The 21,765-nt window shown below is 67.6% G+C and carries 16 protein-coding genes; 9 read left to right on the top strand and 7 right to left on the bottom strand.

What is annotated here, in order from left to right; translation table 11 throughout:
* Positions 1 to 19 precede the first annotated feature (19 nt).
* Positions 20 to 1,051, top strand: coding sequence for a TerC family protein (locus tag ACFFGN_RS34590; protein ID WP_380056984.1), 1,032 nt, complete (start codon positions 20 to 22; stop codon positions 1,049 to 1,051).
* 253 nt (positions 1,052 to 1,304) lie between these two features.
* Here ACFFGN_RS34590 and ACFFGN_RS34585 read toward each other — a convergent pair whose 3' ends face one another.
* The 4 genes from ACFFGN_RS34585 to ACFFGN_RS34570 all read right to left on the bottom strand — a co-directional run bounded on the left by ACFFGN_RS34585 (position 1,305) and on the right by ACFFGN_RS34570 (position 4,605).
* The gene (locus tag ACFFGN_RS34585) at positions 1,305 to 1,466 is read right to left on the bottom strand and encodes a hypothetical protein (RefSeq protein WP_380056981.1); all 162 of its coding nucleotides are present in this window, start codon (positions 1,464 to 1,466) and stop codon (positions 1,305 to 1,307) included.
* A 492-nt stretch (positions 1,467 to 1,958) separates the two neighbouring features.
* Positions 1,959 to 2,468 (bottom strand): SgcJ/EcaC family oxidoreductase, encoded by a 510-nt coding sequence (locus ACFFGN_RS34580; RefSeq protein WP_380056978.1) that lies wholly within the window; start codon positions 2,466 to 2,468, stop codon positions 1,959 to 1,961.
* A gap of 116 nt (positions 2,469 to 2,584) precedes the next feature.
* Positions 2,585 to 3,919, bottom strand: a complete 1,335-nt coding sequence (locus ACFFGN_RS34575; protein WP_380056974.1) for a sensor histidine kinase — start codon at positions 3,917 to 3,919, stop codon at positions 2,585 to 2,587.
* Positions 3,916 to 4,605: a response regulator transcription factor gene (locus ACFFGN_RS34570; protein WP_380056972.1), complete on the bottom strand. Its 690-nt coding sequence runs from the start codon at positions 4,603 to 4,605 to the stop codon at positions 3,916 to 3,918. The genes ACFFGN_RS34575 and ACFFGN_RS34570 overlap by 4 nt, the downstream gene beginning before the upstream one ends.
* Positions 4,606 to 4,841: 236 nt before the next feature.
* On the opposite strand from ACFFGN_RS34570, the gene ACFFGN_RS34565 reads away from it, so the two are divergent.
* On the top strand, positions 4,842 to 5,396 hold the full coding sequence (locus ACFFGN_RS34565; protein ID WP_380056971.1) for an ester cyclase: 555 nt from the start codon (positions 4,842 to 4,844) through the stop codon (positions 5,394 to 5,396).
* Positions 5,397 to 5,406: 10 nt separating this feature from the next.
* Here the strand turns inward: ACFFGN_RS34565 and ACFFGN_RS34560 are convergent, their stop codons facing one another.
* The gene (locus ACFFGN_RS34560) at positions 5,407 to 5,817 is read right to left on the bottom strand and encodes a MarR family winged helix-turn-helix transcriptional regulator (protein ID WP_380056969.1); all 411 of its coding nucleotides are present in this window, start codon (positions 5,815 to 5,817) and stop codon (positions 5,407 to 5,409) included.
* A 51-nt stretch (positions 5,818 to 5,868) separates the two neighbouring features.
* Between ACFFGN_RS34560 and ACFFGN_RS34555 the strand changes: the two genes are divergently transcribed.
* Together ACFFGN_RS34555 and ACFFGN_RS34550 are read left to right on the top strand one after the other, a co-directional pair.
* Positions 5,869 to 6,282 (top strand): SRPBCC family protein, encoded by a 414-nt coding sequence (locus ACFFGN_RS34555; RefSeq protein ID WP_380056966.1) that lies wholly within the window; start codon positions 5,869 to 5,871, stop codon positions 6,280 to 6,282.
* Positions 6,283 to 6,443: 161 nt separating this feature from the next.
* Positions 6,444 to 7,694 (top strand): serine hydrolase domain-containing protein, encoded by a 1,251-nt coding sequence (locus ACFFGN_RS34550; RefSeq protein ID WP_380056964.1) that lies wholly within the window; start codon positions 6,444 to 6,446, stop codon positions 7,692 to 7,694.
* 1,405 nt (positions 7,695 to 9,099) lie between these two features.
* On the opposite strand, the gene ACFFGN_RS34545 is transcribed toward ACFFGN_RS34550, so the two are convergent.
* Both ACFFGN_RS34545 and ACFFGN_RS34540 read right to left on the bottom strand, forming a co-directional pair.
* Positions 9,100 to 10,512: an MFS transporter gene (locus ACFFGN_RS34545; protein ID WP_380056961.1), complete on the bottom strand. Its 1,413-nt coding sequence runs from the start codon at positions 10,510 to 10,512 to the stop codon at positions 9,100 to 9,102.
* A gap of 63 nt (positions 10,513 to 10,575) precedes the next feature.
* Positions 10,576 to 16,086: an ATP-binding protein gene (locus ACFFGN_RS34540; protein WP_380056959.1), complete on the bottom strand. Its 5,511-nt coding sequence runs from the start codon at positions 16,084 to 16,086 to the stop codon at positions 10,576 to 10,578.
* Positions 16,087 to 16,349: 263 nt separating this feature from the next.
* Here ACFFGN_RS34540 and chvE point away from each other — a divergent pair, with 263 nt between their 5' ends.
* From chvE to ACFFGN_RS34515, 5 genes are all read left to right on the top strand, one after another.
* A complete protein-coding gene (gene chvE / locus ACFFGN_RS34535) occupies positions 16,350 to 17,471 on the top strand; it encodes a multiple monosaccharide ABC transporter substrate-binding protein (RefSeq protein WP_380056957.1) in 1,122 nt (373 codons plus the stop codon).
* Positions 17,472 to 17,494: 23 nt separating this feature from the next.
* Entirely contained in the window at positions 17,495 to 19,012 is a 1,518-nt protein-coding gene (gene mmsA / locus ACFFGN_RS34530; RefSeq protein WP_380056954.1) for a multiple monosaccharide ABC transporter ATP-binding protein, read from the top strand.
* Positions 19,009 to 20,253 carry a multiple monosaccharide ABC transporter permease gene (gene mmsB / locus ACFFGN_RS34525; protein WP_380056951.1) on the top strand — a complete coding sequence of 415 codons (1,245 nt, stop codon included), beginning with the start codon at positions 19,009 to 19,011 and terminating at the stop codon, positions 20,251 to 20,253. Before mmsA ends, mmsB begins: the two co-directional genes overlap by 4 nt.
* A 59-nt stretch (positions 20,254 to 20,312) precedes the next feature.
* Positions 20,313 to 20,861, top strand: coding sequence for a hypothetical protein (locus tag ACFFGN_RS34520; protein ID WP_380056948.1), 549 nt, complete (start codon positions 20,313 to 20,315; stop codon positions 20,859 to 20,861).
* A gap of 138 nt (positions 20,862 to 20,999) precedes the next feature.
* Positions 21,000 to 21,359, top strand: coding sequence for a cupin domain-containing protein (locus ACFFGN_RS34515; RefSeq protein WP_380056945.1), 360 nt, complete (start codon positions 21,000 to 21,002; stop codon positions 21,357 to 21,359).
* Positions 21,360 to 21,765 lie beyond the last annotated feature (406 nt).

Here is a 21,765-nt window from a genome sequence, read left to right as displayed (position 1 = left end):
CACGGCACACTAGAGACTCGTGCCGGGCGAGCAGGAGGCAGCTGTGCTGGAGATCAGCGGACTGACGTGGGCGATCACCATCGGTCTGATCATCGTGTTACTGGCGGTGGATCTGGTGCTGGCGGCGCTGCGGCCGCACCGGGTCGGTTTCCGTGAGGCCGCGCTGTGGTCGGTGTTCTACGTCCTGGTCGCCGTCGGGTTCGGCCTGTGGTTCATGAACGTCTACGGCGGTTCGTTCGGCGCGGAGTACTTCGCCGGCTACATCGTCGAGAAGAGTCTGTCGGTCGACAACCTGTTCGTATTCGTCATCATCATGACCACGTTCGCGGTTCCGGAGGAACACCAGCACAAGGTGCTCACCTTCGGCATCATCCTGGCGCTGGTGATGCGGGCGGTCTTCATCGCGCTCGGCGCCACCTTGCTGGCGTTGTTCTCGTTCATGTTCCTGCTGTTCGGCCTGCTGCTGATCTACACCGCGGTACAGCTGTTCCGGCATCGCAACGAGGACCCGGACGTCGAGAACAACCTGGTGGTCCGGGCCGCGCGCCGGTTCGTGCCGGTGACCGACGAATACGTTGGCGGCAAGCTGTTCAGCAAGGTCGACGGCCGAAAGCTGGCCACGCCGCTGTTCGTCGTACTGGTGGCCATCGGGGGAGTCGACCTGCTGTTCGCGCTGGACTCGATTCCGGCCGTCTTCGGTATCACCGACGAGCCGTTCATCGTGTTCACGGCCAACGCGTTTGCGCTGCTCGGGCTGCGGGCGCTGTTCTTCCTGGTCAAGGGCCTGCTGGACCGGCTGGTGTACCTCTCGGCCGGACTCGCGATCATCTTGGCGTTCATCGGCGTGAAGCTGATCCTGCACTGGGCCCACGTGGACATCGACAAGCGCGTCCCCGAGGTGTCGACCGCGGTCAGCCTCAGCGTGATCGTGGGCATCCTGGCCGTCGTCGTGGTGGCAAGCCTGATCAAGACCAGCCGCGACCCAGAAGCAAAGGCCCACGCCGGCTCCCTACACGCCACCGCACCCCGCGACCACGACACCAACCACTAACAGTGATGAGCTGAGGTCCGCGAGGATATCCACCCTTGCCGCCCGATCCCGATCCCCTGGGCTGCCCGTCTTTCGCCCCGTTTCGCTCCGGCTTGTCGCCGTAGGTCGCTGGTTCCGGCCCGGTGCGCCTCTTCGCCTTGGCGCTCAGCTGGGTCCGTCGAACAGGCCCAGGTACGGCGCGCGCCCGGGCCGGCTACCGGGTTGTGGGCCGACTACCGGCTTTTGGTAGGCCCGCTACCGACTTTTTGCGCGACTACCCGGTTCCAACCAGGTAGTCGCGCAGATACTCGGCAGCCGACCTCGGGACCACCCCGACCACCCCGACCACCCCGACCACCCCGACCACCCCGACCACCCCGACCACCCCGACCACCACGTCCACCGTCGACCTCGACCCGCCACGCGAACCCAGCATGTCGCACCACGCGAACCCGGCGCGATGACCCCGGCCCGGCGCGGAGCATGCGGAACCACCCGAGTCGACCGGCCATACCCCACCCGTCCCCCTGATAGCCCGCTGCACTTGGCCGGGTCGGACCGGGTCAAGGGCGCGCACGCGTCGCCGCAGGCGATTCCCAACCCTTGACGCGGGCCGACCCGGCCCCACAATCCGCGACTCCTCAGGGGGACGGGTGACCACGCAATATCCCGGCCCCGGTGAGGTGGTGCACTCGCGACACTCGCGACCACTCACGCGCACTCACGCGCACTCGCGACCACTCGCGAGTGACGACGCATGCCCTCATCACACCGGCCCTGCCGATCGTGCCCGGCCACAATCCCGCCGACCACCGGTCGGCCTCCATAGCAGCATCCCGAACCTTGCCGAAACCACCCAAGTCCTGACGCAGAGCAGGGGCCTACGGCACGGCTCGGGTGGTCCCGGGGTTGGCGTGGCTTACGGGGGTCAGCTCTTGTCGGGGGAGGCGGAGGAGTGGTGTTCGACGATTAGCCAGCGGTTGTCGATCTTCTTGTAGACATAGGTGAAGCGGGCGTCCACCGTGTCGGTCGAGCCGTCCTTGCTGGTGAGCGTGAAGCGATAGGTGCCGCTGTGGGCCGCGCTTTCGTCATCGATGATCCGGATGTGCGACTCGGTGATCGTGCCCTGCGGCTTCTTGGGCAGGAAGTCGGTGGCGAAGTATTGCGCGATCTGCTCTCGATTTCCCCGCACGACCGGGCTCAAGGTCGGCAGCAGCACGCCGTCGGCGGCGTACAGATCGGCCATGGCGTTGGCGTCACCTTCGGCCAGCGTCGCGTTCCACTCGTCGAACAGCCCGGCGATCTGTTGCTCGGTCGGGCGATTGTTGTTGTGGCCGCAGCCGGCGAGGGCGAGCGTCGCGATGGCCAGGCTGCCGAGTAGGGCGGTCCCGATGCGGGTGCCGAGGGCGGTGGTGCGGGTACTGAGGGCGGTGGTCATTTCCGTCTCCTTCGGGAGAAGGCCGGCGGCCGGATGCCGCTGGGAACAAGACCAATCCTGCTGTTGCCGACAGCAACGGCCTGGCAGCACAACAGCAGCACCGCGACAGCTTTCCGTCAGCGTTTGGCAGCGGCCTTCGCCGCCCGGATGGTGAGGTGTACGGCGAGGCCGCCGCCGGGCGCCGGGCGCAACTCGACCTGGCCGCCATCGTGCTCGACCAGCTGTTTCACAATGGCCAGGCCGAGGCCCGTTCCCGTACCAGGCGGGCCCGATCGCCAGAACCGGTCGAAGGCCCGTCCCCGTTGCTCGTCGGTCATCCCCGGGCCTTGGTCCCGGACGACAAGTTCCACCGACGAGCCGGTCCGCTGCGCTTGCACGGTGACCTGGCTCGACGAAGGTGACGCTGCCAACGCGTTGCTGAGCACGTTGTCCAGCACTTGCTCCATCGCACCCGGTGTCGCCGTGATCCAGCACGGCCGCTCGAGATCGACGACCAGCTCAACGCCGGTCTCGCGCAGCGCCGCGGACCAGGTGGAGACGCGCTGGTCCACGATCGCCGCCAGATCGATCGGCTGCGGGGCCGAGGTCGCTTCCGCCCGCGCCAGCGCCAGCAATCCCTCCACCATCCGGCTCATCCGGTGGATTTCGGCGTCCACGGTCGCGATTCGCTGACTGAGGGCCGGGTCCTCGGTGGTGTCGCGCATATTGTCGAGGGTGAGCCGCATGGCCGCGAGCGGCGTACGCAACTGGTGGGACGCGTCGGCGACGAAGGCGCGTTGCGAGGTCAGCAGCGCGTGGGTCTGCCGTGCGCTGTCGTTGAGGGTCCGGGCCAGAGTCGCGATCTCCGGCGGTCCGTTCGTCGACGCCCGCGCCGAGTAGTCGCCGGTCCCGATCCGCCGGGCGACGGCGTCCAGATCGCGCAACGGCTTGGCCAACGTACTCGCCACGATGACCGCGAGGCCCGAGGCGGCAAGCAGTACGACGGCTCCGGCGAGCAACCGGAACCGCCAGATCTGCGTGATCTGGGCATTCACCTCCGCGGCGGGGGAGACGATCTGCACGACGGCGACCGTACGGCCCTGGTCCTTGACCGGCAGCACCACGCTGACGGCGTCGGCCCCGACCAGCGGATGCCGGCCCCACCGGGGCGCCGGGTTTCCGCCCGCCAGCGCGTCCCGGACCTGTTCGTCGGCGGTCGGCTCGGCGGCCTCGATCAGCCGGACGAGCGAGCCGGTCGCGCTTTCGAAGTCGCGGGTCCGATCCGCCCTCGCCTGGTGGGCGGCGTCGTCATCGCGCAGTACCAGGGGAGCGAACAGGCGGGCTTCGCGTTGAGCGGTCTGTTCCAGCGTCGAGCGCAGGATTTTCGACGAGCTGACCGCGACCGGGATGGTGAACAACGCCAGCGCGATCGCGACGAGCAGCACGTAGCTCGCGACCAGCCGGAGCTTCACGGCTGTGCGCTCAGCGGTTCGAGCCGGAAGCCGACGCCGCGAACCGTGTGGATCTCGATGGCCGCGCCGAGCTTCTTCCGCAGCGCACCGACATGCACGTCGAGCGTCCGGGTGGAACCGAACCAGTTGCTGTCCCACACCTGCTCGATCAACTGCTCACGCGTGTGTACGACGCCCGGCGAGGTCGCGAGCAGGCTGAGCAGATCGAATTCTTTCGGCGCCAGCGCGATTTCCGTGTCGCCCACGAAGGCCTGCCGGGCGGCGCGATCCAGCCGTAGTAGTCCCAGGCTTTGCGCCGCACGTGTCTCGACCGGTTCGGTTGTGCTCGAGCGCGGCGTCGTACGGCGCGTGACCGCGCGCATGCGCGCGACCAGTTCGCGCAGTCCGAACGGCTTGGACACGTAGTCGTCGGCGCCCAGCTCCAAACCGACCACGCGCTCGATCTCGTCGGATCGCGCCGTGATGATGATCAGCGGTACGTCGCTGACAGCCCGGATCCGCCGGCAGACATCGATGCCGTCGGCATCGGGCAGGCCGAGGTCGAGCAGGACCAGCTCCGCGTCGGCGAATCCGGCCAGCGCCTCGGCGCCGGTGGTGACATGGCCGACCACGAACCCGTACCGGGGAAGCCCGTCGAGTAGTGCGCCGGCGATCGATGGATCGTCCTCAACCAGAAGAACCCGCATGCTGATCCTGTTCTCTTCGGAGTCCGCCCGGCCTCGTCCACATGTGCCTTCATGCTAAGTCGGCGCGCGCGGCCGAGGTCACACCCGATGGCAAGAGCAGGTCAACGTTGTGACAAGAATCCGCTGGAACAGTGCTGAGCACACGCCGCTGTTGGGCGGTACGGCGCCGGCCGCCTGCTGGCGGCGTAATCTCAGGGCACTCTGCACGAGCGGCCGCGTGGTGATGGGAGAAGGCATTGGCTGGTTTGCCGTCCGAAGAGGTCTTGCGGACTCGCCAGAAGGTGGTGCTCGATCACTTCCGGGACGAGGTGCGCCAGGAGTGGGATGACGTACTGGCGACTTTCCCGCATCCGCATTACGAGTTGATCCCGCAGATGACCGTGCACGACGGGCACGGCGCGGTGCGCGCGTACTACCACGAGACCCGCGTGGCCTTTCCCGATCAGCACCACGAGATCATCTCGCTGCGGCACAGCGAGGACGCCGTGATCGTGGAGTTCTGGCTGATCGGCACGCAACTCGGTCCGCTGGGCAAGGTGCCACCGACCGGTGGCCGCCATCGCACCCGGATGACGGCGTTCTTCATCTTTGACGGGGGCAACAACCTTGTCACCGAACGGGTGTACTTCGACCAGCTCAGCATTCTCAAGCAGCTGGTCGGTGGTCTGAACAAGAAGAATCCGCGCGATCTGCTCAAGCTCGGCCGCGCGGTGATCGGACTGCTTGCCATGAGCAACAACGAGCCGGATCCGCGGCTGACCGGCAGCACCGAACCGGATCTCGCCGGCTGATCCGACGTACTCAGTCCTCGGCGAGTTTGGGCAAGATGCGGAACAAGGCCCGCTGTTCGTCGGCGGTCAACGGACTGAGGAACTCGTTCTCCATGGCCGTGACGTCAGCCCGGGCGTCGGCCAGCCGCTGCTGCCCGGCCGGCGTGAGACGAACGATGCGGGCCCGGCGATCGGCCGGGTCCGGCTCGCGACCGATCAGCCCGGCCTGTTCGAGCTCGTCCAGCATCGGGATCAACCGCGACTTGTCGTAGCCGATGGCCTTGGCCAGTGCCAGCTGCGTATCGGCGGGCCGCTCGGCGAGATCGGCCAGTACGGCGTACTCCCACATCGAGAGGTTGTGCCCGGTCAGCACGGGTCGTTCGGCCGCGATCAGACGACGGGTGATGCGACCGAACAGCGCGCCGAGCTCTTCGCGTTCCATGGGTGAATGGTAGGAGTTGCGCAATAGTAAGCAGATGCATATGATCTACATATGCATACTAACCCGCTATCTCGCGCCGTAACTCGTTCGATTTCGATCCAGGCAGCGCCCGAGGCCGTGTTCGGCTTCGTGGCCGATCCGAACACTCTTCCGCTCTGGGCTCCCGGTGCCGCGAAGTCGGTCCGTCCCGATGGTGACCAGTGGGTTCTGCACAGCGGTGAAGGGGAGACGCGGGTGATCGTTCGGGCTTCGGAGGAGCTTGGCACGGTCGACTTGCTGATGGCTGAGGACCCGAGCCGGGGCGTGTTCACCCGGGTGCTGCCCAATGGTGGTGGCTCCGAATACCAGTTCACCCTGTTCTTCCCAGACGGCACTCCGGAGGACGCCGTCGCGACGCAGGTGGCGGTCATTGATGACGAACTCGAGGCCGTGCGGGACCACTGCGAGGCCACTCGCGAAAGCTGATCTGCTGGCCGCCGCGTGAGGTCTGCGCTAGCAGGCGGGTGGGTGGTTGGCAAGGGTGGCTGCTGGAGGACTGAGTGGCCCGGCTGCGGGATCGTGCGGCGCGGCCGTACTGGCGATGCTGGTGGGGTCCGAAGAACAGATCGCTCAGCAGGGAGATTCCCGTGTTCCATCCGCAGCAGTCCTGGCGTTTATCGCTGTTCGCCCGTCGTCGGCTGGCCACCGCCGCCATCGCGGTGTCCGTCGCGAGTGGTCTGCTCGTCGCGACGCCGGCCGGCTCGGCGGCCACCGCGACCGCCGGAGCCACCGCCGCGACGATCGATACCGCGGCCGGAATGCAGGCAGGCGCCGGACGAGCTGGTGGGGTGCGGCCGGGGGTCGTGCAGGCGGAGTTGAACGCGCTGGTTCGCGATGAGGAGTTCCCTGCGGCCCTGGCCGCCGTACGGCAGCGCGACGGCCGGGTGGGGAACTACGCCGCCGGAGTCGCTGATCTGACCACCGAGGCCAAGGCCCCGGTTGACGGCAAGGTGCGTATGGCCAGCAACACCAAGACCTACGTGGCCACGGTCGTGCTGCAGTTGGTCGGCGAGGGCAAGGTCGCGCTGGACGCGCCGATCGACAAGTACCTGCCTAACCTGCTTCGCGGCGAAGGCATCGACGGACGCAACATCACTGTCCGGCAGGTGCTTCAGCACACTAGCGGCCTGCCGGAGTACACCGGACTGCTGTTCTCCGGAGGTGTGCTCAAGAACCTCCACAGGCACTACGAGCCGCACGAGCTGCTGAACGTCGCGCTGACGCAGAAGGCCGACTTCGCCCCGGGAGACCGGTGGAACTACAGCAACACCAACTACGTCGTCGCCGGGCTCCTGGTTCAGAAGGTGACGGGTCGGCCTCTCGGCGAAGAGATCACCAAGAGGGTGATCGAACGCGCGCGCCTGCGCAACACGTATTGGCCGGCTGTAGGCGAGCAGAAGATCCGTGGACGCCACCCGCGCGGCTACTACGCGGAGAGCTCTGACGGGCCGCTGGTCGATGTCACCGAGCTGGATCCGTCAATGGCGTGGGCAGCTGGTGCCCTGGTCTCGACGCCCAGCGACCTGCTTAAGTTCTTCACGGCGCTGATCGGCGGCAAGTTGCTCAAGCCGGAGCAGCTCGCACAGATGATGACTACCGTCGAGGCCCCGGGAGCGAACGCGACTGGCGACGCCCGCTACGGCCTCGGATTGGCCACTTTCCCACTTACCTGTGGGGGATTCGCCTGGACCCACGGCGGCGACATCTTCGGCTACGAAACCCGCAACGCCGTGACCACGGACGGCCGCGGCGCCGCAATCGCCGTCACCGCTCTACCCCGCTCGTTGCCCCAGGCGAAACGAGTGGAGAAGGCTCTGGACACCACCCTCTGCCGCTGACCACCGCAACTGCGGAGCGCCAACCCGGTGCAGCGCCAAGCCACCCCGGTGCTGCCCGGTGCTGCACCGGGGCCACGTTGAGGCGGCGCCACGAGGTGGCGGTTCGCCTTCCTAGCAGGGGGAAACGGCGGCTTCGCAGGGGTAGCGGTTTCCTGGCGCGGGTTATTACCCCTGCCAGGAAACCGTTTAGGGTGCTCGCCTCCCACACGGTGTCCCCGGTGCGACGACGCGGCGCCACGTCCGGAACGTCATACCGCCGATATCACCCGCCACCCCGCGCCGGCACCGCCCAATCAACCGTCCACGCCGCCGGCCGACCGAAGCCCCCGTCACCTCGCCGCAACCTCCGCCTGGGTCGTACGACGGCAACCTCCGTCTGGTCGTACGGCGACCCGGGCGGGAGCGCCGTACCGGTTTGGGGTTAGCGATCCCAGTCGGGAGGTGGGGTGTATTGCCAGCCGCCTACGCACCAGGAGGGGTCCCAGCCGTGCCGTTTGCAGTAGGCGCGGGCCAGCTCCTCCGACGTTGGTGGGGTGGGCGAGGCCGTGGGGCGGGGCGTGCTGGGACGTGGGGTGGGCGTGGGGGTTTTGGCGGCACGGGTTTTGGATCGGGTGGGTTTGTCGACTGATACCCGGCTCGGTTTGGGTGCGGCACGGCCTAGGGAGGTCTCGGGGAGAGGCTTTGGCGTGGGGATGACGGGGACCGATCGTCGGGGCGTCGGCCTTGGGGTGGGCGAGGTTTGGCTTTGCCCGATCGTCTGCTCTGCTTGAAGTTCTGGGCGATCGGTGCCAACGATGCCGAGGGCCATCAGCGCCCAGACGTTCACGCCGACGAATAGGGCGGCGGCGCCGGTCCAGGCGGATACCGCTCGCCGGGTTGGAGCGCCGTAGTAGCCGAGAGGGCCGGTGACGGGGCGACCTTCGCCGTTCACCCAGAACCGGTGATCGGCGGAAGGTGGTGGCCACTCGGGATTGGGACGCCAATCCCTCGCAGGTGCCCAGCCGCGCTCCGGTGGCGGCCACTCGGGCGGAACCACGAATCGCTTCACGCCACCTTCTCCTCGCCAGTTCCAGGCCTAGTGGATGCAGGATACCTACGAAACCGCCCGCTCGGGTCTCACCATCGTTTCAGTCCGACGCGGCTTGCGCCTTTTGATCCGAGGGTGGTGGTCGGGATAGGGGGTGAGTGCGCGGAATTTCCTGCGTGGGCTCTCTGGTTCGAAGGTGAACATTAGAGTTTCTGCAGCCAGGTCAGCGTTGGGCCGCCGGGGTGCGGTGGGGTGCGGTGGGGGAGGGGTGTGGCGTGCGGGATTAGCGTCGATTGGTCAGGATTTGCCCGCATGGCCGTTGCTGGATGAGCGACCCGCCGCAGGAGCTGGGCAAATCCAGACCAATCGACGCAGGGCTTAGGCGGATCGTCTCGACGCAGGGCTTAGGGGCGTGGTCTCGAGGTGGCGGTGGGTGGTTAGGAAGGTGGTGAGGATTACCACGAGGCCGCAGGTGGTGATTATCAGCCAGGCGGGGCGGGCGGCGGTGGTGAAGCCGGTTTCCAGCGGGCCGGTCAGGTTGCTGGTGAGGACTGAGCCGACGACGGCTACACCTAGGGCGGCTCCTACCTGGCGGCTGGTGGAGGCGATTGCGGCGGCTACGCCGGCTTGGGATGGGGGCATGCCGGATACGGCGGCGTTGGTGATCGGGGCGTTGAGCATGCCGAAGCCCAGACCGAAGTCGAGATACGCCACCAGCAAGATGATCGTCGGCGTCTCGACCGTCGCCTGCGACAGCAAGAACCCGCTCACCGCGATACCGGTACCAGCTACCAGCAAGGGCAATCGCGTGCCGCGCGTGCTGACAATCCATCCGGACAAGGGCGCGAAGATGACGGTCATCGCCGCCATCGGCAACGTCAGCAGGCCTGCCTCGAACGCGCTAAGCCCGCGCGCCTGTTGCAAGAACAGCGAGTTCAGAAAGAGAAACCCGCCCAACGCGAAGAACCCGCTCGCGGCGATCAAGGCCGCGCCCGAGAACGGCGGACTTCGGAAGAACCGCAGGTCGATCAGCGGTTCCACCCGGCGCCGTTCGTACACCACGAGCCCGACACCCGCCAGCAGCGCGACATCGAAGCAGGCCAGGATCAACGCCGAGCTCCAGCCCTTGGCCGTGCCCTCGATGATCCCGTAGATCAGGCCGACCAGGAACAGCATCATCAGCACCTGCCCGACCGGGTCCATCCGGCGGGGCCTGGCCGCGCGCGACTCCGGTACGAAGACGGCGGTCAGTACCAGTGCGGCCAAACCGACCGGCACGTTGATCCAGAAGATGGCACGCCAGCCCGCCGAGTCCACCAGCGTGCCACCGAGAACCGGCCCGATCGCCATGCTGAGCCCGACGACGCCACCCCACACACCGATCGCCCGGGCTCGTTGCCGGGGTTCGGTGAAGGTGTTCGTGATGATCGACAACGCGGCGGGGTTCAGCATCGATCCGCCGACGGCCTGCAGAACGCGGGCCGCGATCAGCAGTTCGACGGTCGGGGCGAGACCGCACAGGGCCGAGCCGAGGCTGAAGATGATCAGGCCGGACTGGAACGTTCGCCGCCGCCCGATCCGGTCGGCCATCGAGCCGGCCACCAGGAACAGACTGGCCAGCACCAGCGTGTACGCGTCGATGGTCCACTGCAGCCGCGACAACGGGGCGTCGAACTCGCGCCGGATGGACGGCAGCGCGAGGTGCACGATGCTGGTGTCCAGGCCGACGATGAACAGGCTCAGGCAGCAGACTGCCAGGATCACCCCACGACGGGGCTGGCTGCTGTTCATACCGATCCTCAGGGCGGGCCCCGGTTCACCCGAACCATCAGGTGAACCGGGAACGAGGTCAGGTCAGAGGCCGGACTCCAGCGCGGCGATGATCTTCGGGCGCAGGTCCGATCCCGCGATCACCTCGTCGACCGAACCGACGGCGACCGCGCGATGGATGTTGTGAACGCGGTCGAACTCGGTCGCGACCTCACCGAGCTTCTCGCTGCGTACGTCGCGCCGGGTTTCGGCGAGTTGCGTGGCGAGCGAGGCCCGTTCCGCGCCGGAGGCCTCCGCGAGCCGGTGCTCGATCTCGCTGACGCGCGGGTCCTTCGCCGTACGGGCGTCCACGTCGCGGGTGAAGACGACGGCCGCGGCCGGGGCGCCACCGATGACCGAGGCGTACGACCCCTCGACCGCGAGTACGGTCATGCGCGGGTTGAGCGCCTTCGAGAAGACCACGAACGCGCCACCGTGGTAACGCGACACCACGCAGAACACGATCGGCCCGTCGAAGTTCACGATCGCCCGGCCGATCTCCGCGCCGTACTCCAGCTGGAGGTTGCGCATCGACTCGGGGGATCCGTCGAAACCGGACAGGTTCGCGATCACCACGACCGGCCGGTTGCCGCTCGCGGCGTTGATCGCGCGCGCGGTCTTCTTCGACGACTTCGGGAACAACGTGCCGGCCGTGTAGAGGTCGGGTCCGTCGGTGGGAGGGAATCCCCGGCGCGGTACGGACTTCGACTCGATGCCGATCAGCGCGACGGGAATACCGCCGACGTGCGCGTCGTACACCACCGAGGTCTCGGCGTCGGCCATACCGGACCAGCGTTCGAGCGTCGCGTGGTCCTGGTCCGCGACGGCGGCCATCACCGTACGGATGTCGAAGGCCTTCTTGCGGTCCGGGTTCGTCTCGGCGGAGAAGATGTCGCCGACCGTGGTGAAGCCCGAATCGACCGGGTCGTGCGGGTACGCGGTGATGTCGCGATCGAACGGGTCGTTCGTCGCCGCGCGGCGCGGACCAGCCTCGCCGGGCGCGACGTACGTGTGGTCGTAGTGCGTCATCAGGATGCCGATCGCGCCGGCCAGGTTCGGGGCCCAGTACTGCGCTTGGCCGTTCGGACCCATCACGCGGTCGTAACCACCGATGCCGAAGTTGTCCTCGGCCGAGACGCCACCGGAGAAGTCCAGCGACTGCTTACCGGTGAGCACCATCGCACTGTCCGGTGTCATCACCAGAATGCCCTTGGTGTGCATCAGCATCGTGGCTTCGGCGTTCCAGTAGGGCTGGGCGCCGACATTGATGCCCGCGACAACGATGTTGATCTCGCCGCCGCCCTGGGTGAACTCGACGATGCGCTTGAGCGCCTTGGCGACCCAGTCCATGTTCTCGGTACCGGAGTCCATCGAGATCCGGGCACCGGCGGACACGGCGAACCACTCGACCGGAACGCCCATCTCGTCGGCCAGATCCAGCGCCGCGATGATCCGCGCGCACTCGGCCTCGGATACCGCGCCCAGCGCGCGCAGCGGGTCACCGCAGAGCAGCACGCGCGTCACGCCTTCGGGGTAGCGCTCGGTCGGCGTCGAGATGACACCCGCGATGATGCCGGCCTTGTTGTGACCGTACGGCCGGTCGACCGGTGCGAGCCTGCCGGTGTCGTCCAGGTCGTACTCGGTCGCCGTACCGCCGCTACCGGCGATCATCGCCTGCAGCTCGTACGGGTAAACGACGCCACGGCGGCGCGCGAGCACAACCTTCTGGCGGTAGTCGTCGAGCGGTTTGAGGTGCTCCGTCGGCGGGCCCTCGAGCGAGGTGACGACGCCCGAGCCCGGCTGGTAGTGGAACCGCGCGGCCATCGGTACCTCGGCACCGTCCGGCGACGCGATCGTGCCGGCGACCAGGACTTCCTCGATACCGGCTCCGGCCGTTACCGGCGCGATCTTGTCCTTGAGCGAGGTGAGCTGCTCGATATCGGCCTCGATCGACGGCCAGATGTGCACCCACACGTAGTTCATGTCGAGCCGCGCACCGGCGGTTCCGCTGGCGGCCCGGGCCCGGCGGATCGCCTCCAGGCAGTTCGCGATGGCGCGTTCCGCGTGCGGCAGGCCGACCACCCGGCCGTCGTCGTCGCGCACCACGGCCAGCTGGCGGATCTGCGCGAGCGCGACCAGCCGCTGATCGGATTCGTTGCCCGGGGCGACGCAACGGAACAGCAGCACGTCCTCGGGTGCTTCCAGCCGCGTCACGTCGAACTCGCGCAGGCGCCACAGGTTGAGCCGTCGGCCGACCATCGGGTGTACGCCGCGCACGAGGGAGTCCTCGGCGAGCGTCTTGTCGGGCTGCGGGCGGAACGTGTAATAGCCGACCGGTCGATCACCGCCCGGGCAGACCGCCACGGCGACGCGACGTACGTCGTGCGCGAAGCCGATCCGGGCCAGCCGCTCGGCCAGCGCAGCCGACGCATCGTCCGCGGATTCGGGCGCGTCCGGCCATGCGAGGTAGAGGTCGACCACGCTCTGGTGATCCGCCGGCGCGTTCGCGATCTGCGTGGTGACTGCTTCGACCAGACCGCTGTCCGGTATCAGCTCGTCCATCCGGCCGATCGTGGTGACGAGGTGGGTGAGCCGGTTGTCGAGGGTGTAGTCGGCGACGGCGAAGGGCCGTCCGTTCACACCCGGTTCGCGCAGGTCGCGCAACGCGTGCTCGCGGTAGTGCCGCTTGATCAGGATGGCCAGCATCGGCTCCCAGGTGGGCAGCTCGCCGTCCTCGATCCGCTCGGCGAGGAACCGCACGATCTGTTCCGGAATGGCCGCCAGCGCGTCGATATGCGCGTCGCGATCCGGACCGGCCGGCATCGCCGCGATCGCGACGAGCTCATCCCGGACGCCGCCGAGCACGCTCTCGCGTTCGGCGTCCACGAGCGGCTGGTCGAACCACCGGAACCGGACGCTGCGCGCGAGATCGCCGACCACGGGGAAGCGGAGCTGCGTCGCGGTGACCAGTCGATCGAGTACGTCGTGGGCGGTCCCGTCGAGCGGGGATTCCGGCGGCGCCTCGCTGATCCAGCGCTGCAGCAGAGCCGTCACCAGCTGAACCTCGGGCGCCGACCGCTGCTGGGCCAGGAACACCCGGAAGACGGCCTGTTCGAGCTCGGGCGTCCGGTCCAGATCGGTCACACCGTAATGGCGCAGCACCCGGCCGAGCTTCGCGCGGAAGTCCTCCGGCAACGCCCCACGCTCGGGGTCGAAGCTCTGCAGGTAGGTGTGGAAGTGCTCGCGCGGGCTGTGGATCCGGTTCTCCAGGTGGAGGTCCTCACCCACCGGGCGGTTACGGGACAGCTCCGCGAAGTCGGCGAAGGCTTCCAGCAGTTCGAGCTCGGCCCGCAGCGGCGAAACCCCTTCGGCGACGAGTTCATCGCGCTCGGTCAGGTACGCCTTGAGCGTGCGGCCTTCGTCGCGCGGGTCCACGTCGTACCCGAGCAGCATCGCGGTCAGGTCGCCGCGGTTCCGCTCGGCGCGGGCCGCGAGGTCATGGGGGAGCGAGCGACCGTTCGGCAGATCGAGGTCGACGGCGTCCTCGGCCACCTCGGCCGCGACCGCGCCGTCGCCGACAGGCTCGAGGCGGACCAGCGGAGCGCCGGTCTCGACCTGGCTGCCGATCGAGACGAGCAGTTCCTTCACCCGGGCGGCAAACGGCGCCGAAAGAGCCGTCTCCATCTTCATCGACTCGAGCACCAGCACGGGCGAACCGGCGGCCACCTCAGCGCCAACGGCGGCCGGGGTCGCCACCACGAGCGCGGGCGACGGCGAACGCAGCACGCCACCTTCGTCGAGGCTCACCCGGTGGGTCACGCCGTCGACCTCGACCAGCTGGATCGAACCGTGGGTCGCGGTGACCAGGCGATGCGTCCGGCCGCCGATCGTGATGCGGCTCTTGTACTCGTCGATGCGGTCGATCTCGGCGTCCACGGTCTGCTCGGTCGCGCCGACGGCGATGACCACCCGGAACCGGTGCGACCCGATCCGGGACACGGTCAGCTTGTACGCCGTACCGCGCAGCTTGAGGTCGACGGTCCGGCCGGTGCGGTGCTGGACCTGGGGACGGCCACCGCGGGCGGTCTCGATCAGGCGCGTGCGCTCGACCGCCTCCTCGGTCTCGTACTCCTCGATGCCCGCGGCAACCAGGGCAACGCCGGAATGCCGGTGAGCGATCAGCCGGCCTTCGGTGCGGACGCGGTCGATCCAGCCGGTGTCGGCGCTGCCGTCGATGACCTCCGGCGCGTCGAGCAGGTCGAGCACAAAGCTCTTGTTGGTCGAGCCACCCTCGATCACGACAGTGGTCTCGGTCATCGCGCGGCGCAGGCGGGCGAGGGCCTCGTCGCGGTTGCGGCCGTACGCGATGATCTTGGCGATCATCGAGTCGAAGTCGGCCGGGATCGAGTCACCCTCGCCGACGCCGGTATCGACCCGGATACCAGGGCCGGACGGCAGGTCGAGCAGGGCGATCCGGCCCGCGGAGGGGGCGAAGTCGCGGTCCGGATCCTCTGCGTTGAGCCGGGCCTCCACGGCGTGGCCGGTCTCGACCGGGCGCTCGCCTTCGAGGCGTCCGCCGGAGGCCACATGGATCTGGAGCTTGACCAGGTCGGTACCAGTGGTCGCCTCGGTGATCGGGTGCTCCACCTGCAGGCGGGTGTTGACCTCCAGGAAGGCGAAAAGCCGTTCCTGCGGGTGGTAGAGGAACTCGACGGTTCCTGCTCCCGCGTAGCCGACGGCCACGGCGAGGCGCTCGGCGCTGGCCTTGACCTCTTCGGCCTGGGCGGCGTCCAGAACCGGTGACGCGGACTCCTCGATCACCTTCTGGTTGCGTCGCTGGATCGAGCAGTCCCGCACGCCGATGGCCCAGGCGGTGCCCTGGCCGTCGGCGATGACCTGGACCTCAACGTGCCGGGCGCCGGTGACGAGCCGTTCCAGGAAGACGACACCGGAGCCGAAGGCCCGTTCCGCCTCGGCCCGGGTGCGCTCGTACGCCTCGGTCAGATCGGCGTCGGAGGCGACCATCCGGATACCGCGGCCGCCACCACCGGCCGTTGCCTTGAGCATCAACGGGTAGCCGATCCGCGCGGCCGCCGCCTTCGCGTCCTCGAGGGTGTCCACCCCGCCCCGGCTCCACGGCGCGACCGGTACGCCGACCTCTTCGGCGATCAGCTTGGAGCCGATCTTGTCGCCGAGTTTGCGCATCGCCTCGGGGCTGGGACCGATGAAGGTCACCCCGATCCGGGCGCACAGCTCGGCGAAGTTCGGGTCCTCGGCGACAAAGCCCCAGCCGACCCAGGCCGCGTCGGCCTTGGTCTCGACCAGCGCGCGCTCGAGCACGGCGTAGTCCAGGTACGGCCGGTTGGCCGCCGGTCCGAGGTCGTAGGCGTGATCCGCCTCGCGCACGAACATCGCCCGCCGCTCGCCTTCGGTGTGCAACGCCACCGTCTCGATGCGGTGTCCGCCGGGTCCCGCCTGCGCGTTGAGGTCGCGGACCGCGTGAATGAGGCGCATCGCGGCCTCACCCCGGTTGACGATGGCAATGCGCGCGAACACGGGTGTTCCAACCTCCGACGGCGTCGACAATGAAGCCCTGGGCGTGGGCATCCTTGCGTAGCCTGCCACCTTTGACCGCGAACTAGCGAGTAAGGGCCGCTTCTCCGGCCGCGCCACGCGGCGGCATGACTGACCTGCGCCCCGGCTCTGTGTGGTCCAGGCCTCCGCGGCAGATCTGCGGCGCAGGTATTGACGTGCGCAATGTTAGCGGTAACACTCGCTAACCAGCACCCGTGCGGCGAAGTTTTCGACAGGAGAAATCGATGCGATTCAGACGTTCGGCCACCGTGGTGGCGGCGGCGACCTTGACCGCTGTGCTGGCGGCCTGCGGATCATCCGCGAAGACCGCCGATCAGCCCGCGGCCGACACCGGCGCCGCGCTGGTCGGTGTCACGATGCCGACCAAGTCGTCGGAGCGGTGGATCAGCGACGGCCAGAACATCAAGCAGGCGCTGGAGAAGTCCGGTTACCGCGTCGACCTGCAGTATGCGGAAAACGACATCCCGACACAGGCCAACCAGATCGAGAACCAGATCACCAAGGGCGCCAAGCTGCTGATCGTGGCCTCGATCGACGGCACCGCGCTGACCACTCAGTTGCAGCAGGCGGCGGACAGCAAGATCCCGGTGATCTCGTACGACCGGTTGATCCGCAACAGCCCGAACGTCGACTACTACGCGTCGTTCGACAACTTCAAGGTCGGTGTACAGCAGGCGACGTCGCTGCTGGTCGGGCTGAAGCTGAAGAACGCCGACGGCAGTGAGGGTTCGGCCAAGGGCCCGTTCAACGTCGAGCTGTTCGCCGGTTCACCCGACGACAACAACGCGACGTTCTTCTTCAACGGTGCGATGTCGGTGCTCAAGCCCTACCTGGACAAGGGCACGCTGGTGGTCCGTAGCAAGCAGACCGACTTCAAGACCGTCGCCATTCTCCGCTGGGACGCCGCCACCGCGCAGAAGCGCATGGAAGACGTGCTCACCGCGTCGTACGGCGGTGGCGCGAAGGTGCACGGCGTGCTGTCGCCGTACGACGGCATCTCGATCGGCATCCTCTCCGCGCTGAAGAGCAACGGCTACGGCACCGCGGGCCAGCCGTATCCGGTGGTCACCGGTCAGGACGCCGAGGTCGCCTCGGTGAAGTCGATCGTGGCCAACGAGCAGTACTCCACGATCTTCAAGGACACCCGCGAACTGGCGGCGGTCACGGCGAAGATGGCCGACGCCGTACTCAAGGGCGAGAAGCCGGAGATCAACAACGACCAGGACTACGAGAACGGCGTCAAGGTCGTACCGGCGCACCTGCTGCAGCCGGTGATCGTTGATAAGGGCAACTACCAGAAGGTTCTGGTCGACTCCGGCTACTACCAGCCGGCGCAGCTGTCGTAACCATGACCGACCAGATTCTCCGGATGAGCGGGATCACCAAGGCCTTTCCCGGGGTGGTCGCGCTCGCCGGGGTGGACCTGTCCGTCCGGCGCGGTGAGATCCACGCGATCTGTGGGGAGAACGGCGCCGGCAAGTCCACCTTGATGAAGGTGCTGTCCGGCGTCTATCCGCACGACTCGTTCTCGGGGCAGATCGAGTTCGACGGCGAGCCGTGCGAGTTCTCCTCGATCCGCGACAGTGAGAACCGCGGCATCGTGATCATTCACCAGGAGCTGGCGTTGTGCCCGCAACTGTCGATCGCGGAGAACCTGTTCCTCGGCAACGAGCGATCGCGCAAGGGCTGGATCGACTGGAACCGGACCAATCACGAGGCGGCCGAGCTGATGCGCCGGGTCGGCCTGCGGGAGAACCCGACCACGCAGGTCCTCGACATCGGGGTCGGCAAACAGCAGCTGGTCGAGATCGCGAAGGCCTTGTCCAAAGAGGTCAAGCTGCTGATCCTCGACGAGCCGACCGCCGCGCTGAACGACGAGGACTCCGCGCATCTGCTCGACCTGCTGCGCGGTCTGCGGGCGGAGGGCATCACCTCGGTGATCATTTCGCACAAGCTCAACGAGATCGTGGCGATCGCCGACCGGGTGACGATCGTTCGCGACGGCAGCACGGTGGAAACGCTGGACCTGGCCTCGGAGCAAGTCAGCGAGGACCGGATCATCTCCGGCATGGTCGGCCGGGACCTGTCCAGCCGCTTCCCGCCGCGCGATCCGGTGATCGGCGCGGAGGTACTGCGGATCGAGAACTGGACCGTGCACAGCCCGGCGCAGCGTGGCCGGGTCGTGGTGTCCGACGCCAGTCTCTCGGTACGACGCGGCGAGATCGTGGGCCTGGCCGGACTGATGGGCGCGGGCCGCACCGAGCTGGCGATGAGCGTGTTCGGCCGGTCGTACGGCGTGGACATCTCGGGGCGGATCCGCAAGGACGGCGAGGTGATCCAGACCCGGACCGTGCGGGAGGCGATCGGGCACGGGCTCGCGTACGTCACCGAGGATCGCAAGCGCTACGGCCTCAACCTGATCGAGGACGTCAAGCGCAACGTGTCCGCCGCGGGCCTGAAGAAGTTCGCGCCTCGCGGCTGGGTGAACGACAACGAGGAGTTCCGGGTCGCCGAGGACTTCCGCCGCAGTATGGCGATCCGGGCGCCGAGCGTGCTGACCAGCACTGGCACGTTGTCGGGCGGCAACCAGCAGAAGGTCGTGCTGTCGAAGTGGATCCTGACCGATCCCGACGTACTGATCCTGGATGAGCCGACCCGTGGCATCGACGTGGGTGCCAAGTACGAGATCTACACGATCATCAACGAGCTGGCCGACCAGGGGAAGGCGGTGCTGCTGATCTCGTCGGAACTGCCCGAGCTGCTCGGGCTGTGCGACCGGATCTACGCGTTGTCCGCGGGCCGGATCACCGGTGAGGTCAGCCGCGCGGAGGCCACCGAGGAGCGGTTGATGCACTACATGACCAGGGGACAGGAGCGGTCCGCATGACCAGTACGACAGCCACCGGTGGAACCCTCGAGGTGACGACCACCTCGGCCTTACCACCGGATCGCCGGCGACGGCCGTCGATCAACCCGCGGCAAAGCGGTATCTACGTCGCTTTCGCGCTGATCGTCGCGCTCTTCGCCGTCCTGACCGATGGCGCGCTGCTGGAACCGCAGAACATCTCGAACATCATCGTGCAGAACTCGTACATCCTGATCCTCGCGATCGGCATGATCCTGATCATCATCTCGGGTCATATCGATCTGTCGGCCGGTTCGCTGGTCGCGGTGACGGGCGCGATCTGCGCGGTGCTGACGGTCAACCTGAACGTGCCGTGGCCCCTCGCCGTACTCGCCACCATCGCCGCGGGCGCGGTGATCGGTGCCTGGCAGGGCTACTGGGTCGCGTACTTCGGTATTCCGGCGTTCATCGTCACGCTGGCCGGCATGCTGGTGTTCCGGGCGTTGACGTTGATGGTGCTCGGCAACCAGGGCATCGGGCCGTTCCCGGAGGAGATCCGCACACTGTCCAACGGCTTCCTCGGTGGACACCTCGGCAACATCGGCCTCGGTCCGCTGGGTGGTGCCGATCTGCTGACGCTGCTGCTCGGTCTGGCTGTGGTGGCCGCTGCGACGCTGACGCAATGGCGGGCCCGGAAGGCGCGGCTCGGATACAACCAGAGCGTTGAGCCGATCGGCCTGTTCGCGCTGAAGGTGGGCGCGGCCGGGGTCGTGGTGCTGTTCGTGGTGGTGCAGCTGGCCCGGTTCAAGAACCTGCCGTGGGTGCTCGTGTTGTTGACGGTGCTGGTGGTCGGCTATTCGCTGCTCAGCAAGGGCTCCGTATTCGGGCGTCACATCTACGCCATCGGCGGTAACCGCGAGGCGGCGGCGTTGTCGGGCGTCAAGGTCAGTTCGGTGACGTTCTGGATCTTCGTCAACATGGGTGTGCTCGCGGCCATCGCCGGCATCATCTTCGCGGGCCGGCTGAACCAGGCCGGGCCGACGGCCGGTTACAACTTCGAGTTGGACGCGATCGCCGCCGCCTTCATCGGTGGCGCCGCGGTACAAGGCGGCGTGGGCAAGGTGATCGGCGCGATTACCGGTGGCCTGATCATGGCGGTGATCAACAACGGCATGTCCCTGATCGGTTCGCCCAGTGACCGGGTGATGCTGGTGAAGGGCCTGGTCCTGCTGGCCGCCGTCGCTTACGACATCTGGACCAAACGCCGCGCTAGCACCGCTTAGGTTGTCGGTATCCAGACTCGCATCGTGGGGCCCCGGTTCGCCCAGCGTGGTGGTTGATCGTGGCTGAGGCGTTGACCGTCTGGCGACGTACGGCGGGAATTGTTGTGGCTGATGGCGGGTACTGGGCTCGCATGGAACCAGCAGATCTGCAGCCCGACCTGGAAGTCGACAGCCCGCAGCCGCCGCCGGAGTTGCCGGCCGATCACCAGCGTCCCGACGGACTGGACGACACCACCGTCGCCGCGCTCGGCACCCTGACCGACGCGCTGGAGACGGTGATCCGGGCCCGCGGCCACCTTTATGCGTTTCACCAACTGACCGGGCGCGCGGACCACCGCCTCGACGACGCGGTAGAGCTGCTGCGGGAGGCCGGTCACAGCGAACTCGCCGATCAGATCGAAACCGACCTGATCGGGCGAAACGTCATCCCCGGGCGGTGGACCTTCCAGATCATCGAGGGGTACGACGACAACTACTACGACCGTTTGGTCGAGATGGAACGAAAGGCCCGAGAGCAACTGGCCGACGGCAAGCGCCACCTCAACGAGGCGGAAATGAAACAGCGCCGCACAACCCCCGGCCGCCCCGGCCACGAAATGGAACCGTGACGGGGTTCTCGCCGGACGCGGTTTCGCCAGACGCGGTTCTGCGGCCGTGAGGAGGCGGTGTCAGTCGAGCCGTGGGGCGGGTTTGAGCTGGGCCGAAACCATTGGCGGTCTTGGTGAGGTCTGGCCAGGATGTGGGGCATGACTGAGCCGAATCTCGCTGACCTGGTCGTCAACCGTGCTGATGGGCGCGATGACGGCGAGGACTGGACCGAGGACTACGAGGAACTACCCGGCGGCGCCGGCATCTCGATCATCCTCGAGTCCACGTCGAAAGCCGGTGCGGGCCCTCGCCTGCACCAGCACCCGTACGCCGAAACGTTCATCATCCGCCGCGGCTCCGCCACCTTCACCATCAACGGCCACGAGGTGATCGGCCGAGCCGGCCAGGTCCTGGTAGTCCCGGCCAACACGCCCCACAAGTTCACCACCAACCCCGGCGGCTACGAAGCCATCCACATCCACGCCAACCCCACCTTCCTCACCACCTGGCTCGAATAGCCTCCGCGCCCACACTTGCGCGCCACCGGCGACCACGGGACGCTGAACCAGCCCGGGTTCAGCGGACCGGCTGATCGTGCGAGTGGCTGGCCATCGGCGTGGTGGGTTACCACCTCGGAATCCGGGGTGGTAACCCACCGGCGCGATGGCCAGCCACTCGCACGACCACGGTCATGTTGCTCACCACCGCCGCGGCGCGCGGCGACGCAGGTGTTGGGCGGTGCGGTCGGCGGCTCTAGGAACGGGCCACTTGCTTCAGTCGTGGCGGAAGGGCGGGGTGGTCGCGTGGTGACGGGGCGTGGTGCTGGGGTGGGGATCGTCGTATGGTCGTCGCAAGGTGGCGGTCTGAGCCGCCCCGGCGTGTCTGGAGACTTCATTCGTTGGAAGGATGAAGTCCATGTCACGT

The sequence above is a fragment of the Kribbella deserti genome, from assembly GCF_042434725.1.
Classification (GTDB): Bacteria; Actinomycetota; Actinomycetes; order Propionibacteriales; family Kribbellaceae; genus Kribbella; species Kribbella deserti.
The sequence above is the reverse complement of the archived record's forward strand: the minus strand, read 5'-3'. Positions and strand labels throughout refer to the sequence as shown.

Bases quoted from the DNA above. Each gene is read 5' to 3' on its own strand.
- ACFFGN_RS34585 (WP_380056981.1), bottom strand. From the start codon at position 1,466: ATGCTGGGTTCGCGTGGCGGGTCGAGGTCGACGGTGGACGTGGTGGTC.
- ACFFGN_RS34580 (WP_380056978.1), bottom strand. From the start codon at position 2,468: ATGACCACCGCCCTCAGTACCCGCACCACCGCCCTCGGCACCCGCATC.
- ACFFGN_RS34570 (WP_380056972.1), bottom strand. From the start codon at position 4,605: ATGCGGGTTCTTCTGGTTGAGGACGATCCATCGATCGCCGGCGCACTA.
- ACFFGN_RS34560 (WP_380056969.1), bottom strand. From the start codon at position 5,817: ATGGAACGCGAAGAGCTCGGCGCGCTGTTCGGTCGCATCACCCGTCGT.
- ACFFGN_RS34555 (WP_380056966.1), top strand. From the start codon at position 5,869: ATGCATACTAACCCGCTATCTCGCGCCGTAACTCGTTCGATTTCGATC.
- ACFFGN_RS34545 (WP_380056961.1), bottom strand. From the start codon at position 10,512: ATGAACAGCAGCCAGCCCCGTCGTGGGGTGATCCTGGCAGTCTGCTGC.
- chvE (WP_380056957.1), top strand. From the start codon at position 16,350: ATGCGATTCAGACGTTCGGCCACCGTGGTGGCGGCGGCGACCTTGACC.
- mmsA (WP_380056954.1), top strand. From the start codon at position 17,495: ATGAGCGGGATCACCAAGGCCTTTCCCGGGGTGGTCGCGCTCGCCGGG.
- mmsB (WP_380056951.1), top strand. From the start codon at position 19,009: ATGACCAGTACGACAGCCACCGGTGGAACCCTCGAGGTGACGACCACC.
- ACFFGN_RS34515 (WP_380056945.1), top strand. From the start codon at position 21,000: ATGACTGAGCCGAATCTCGCTGACCTGGTCGTCAACCGTGCTGATGGG.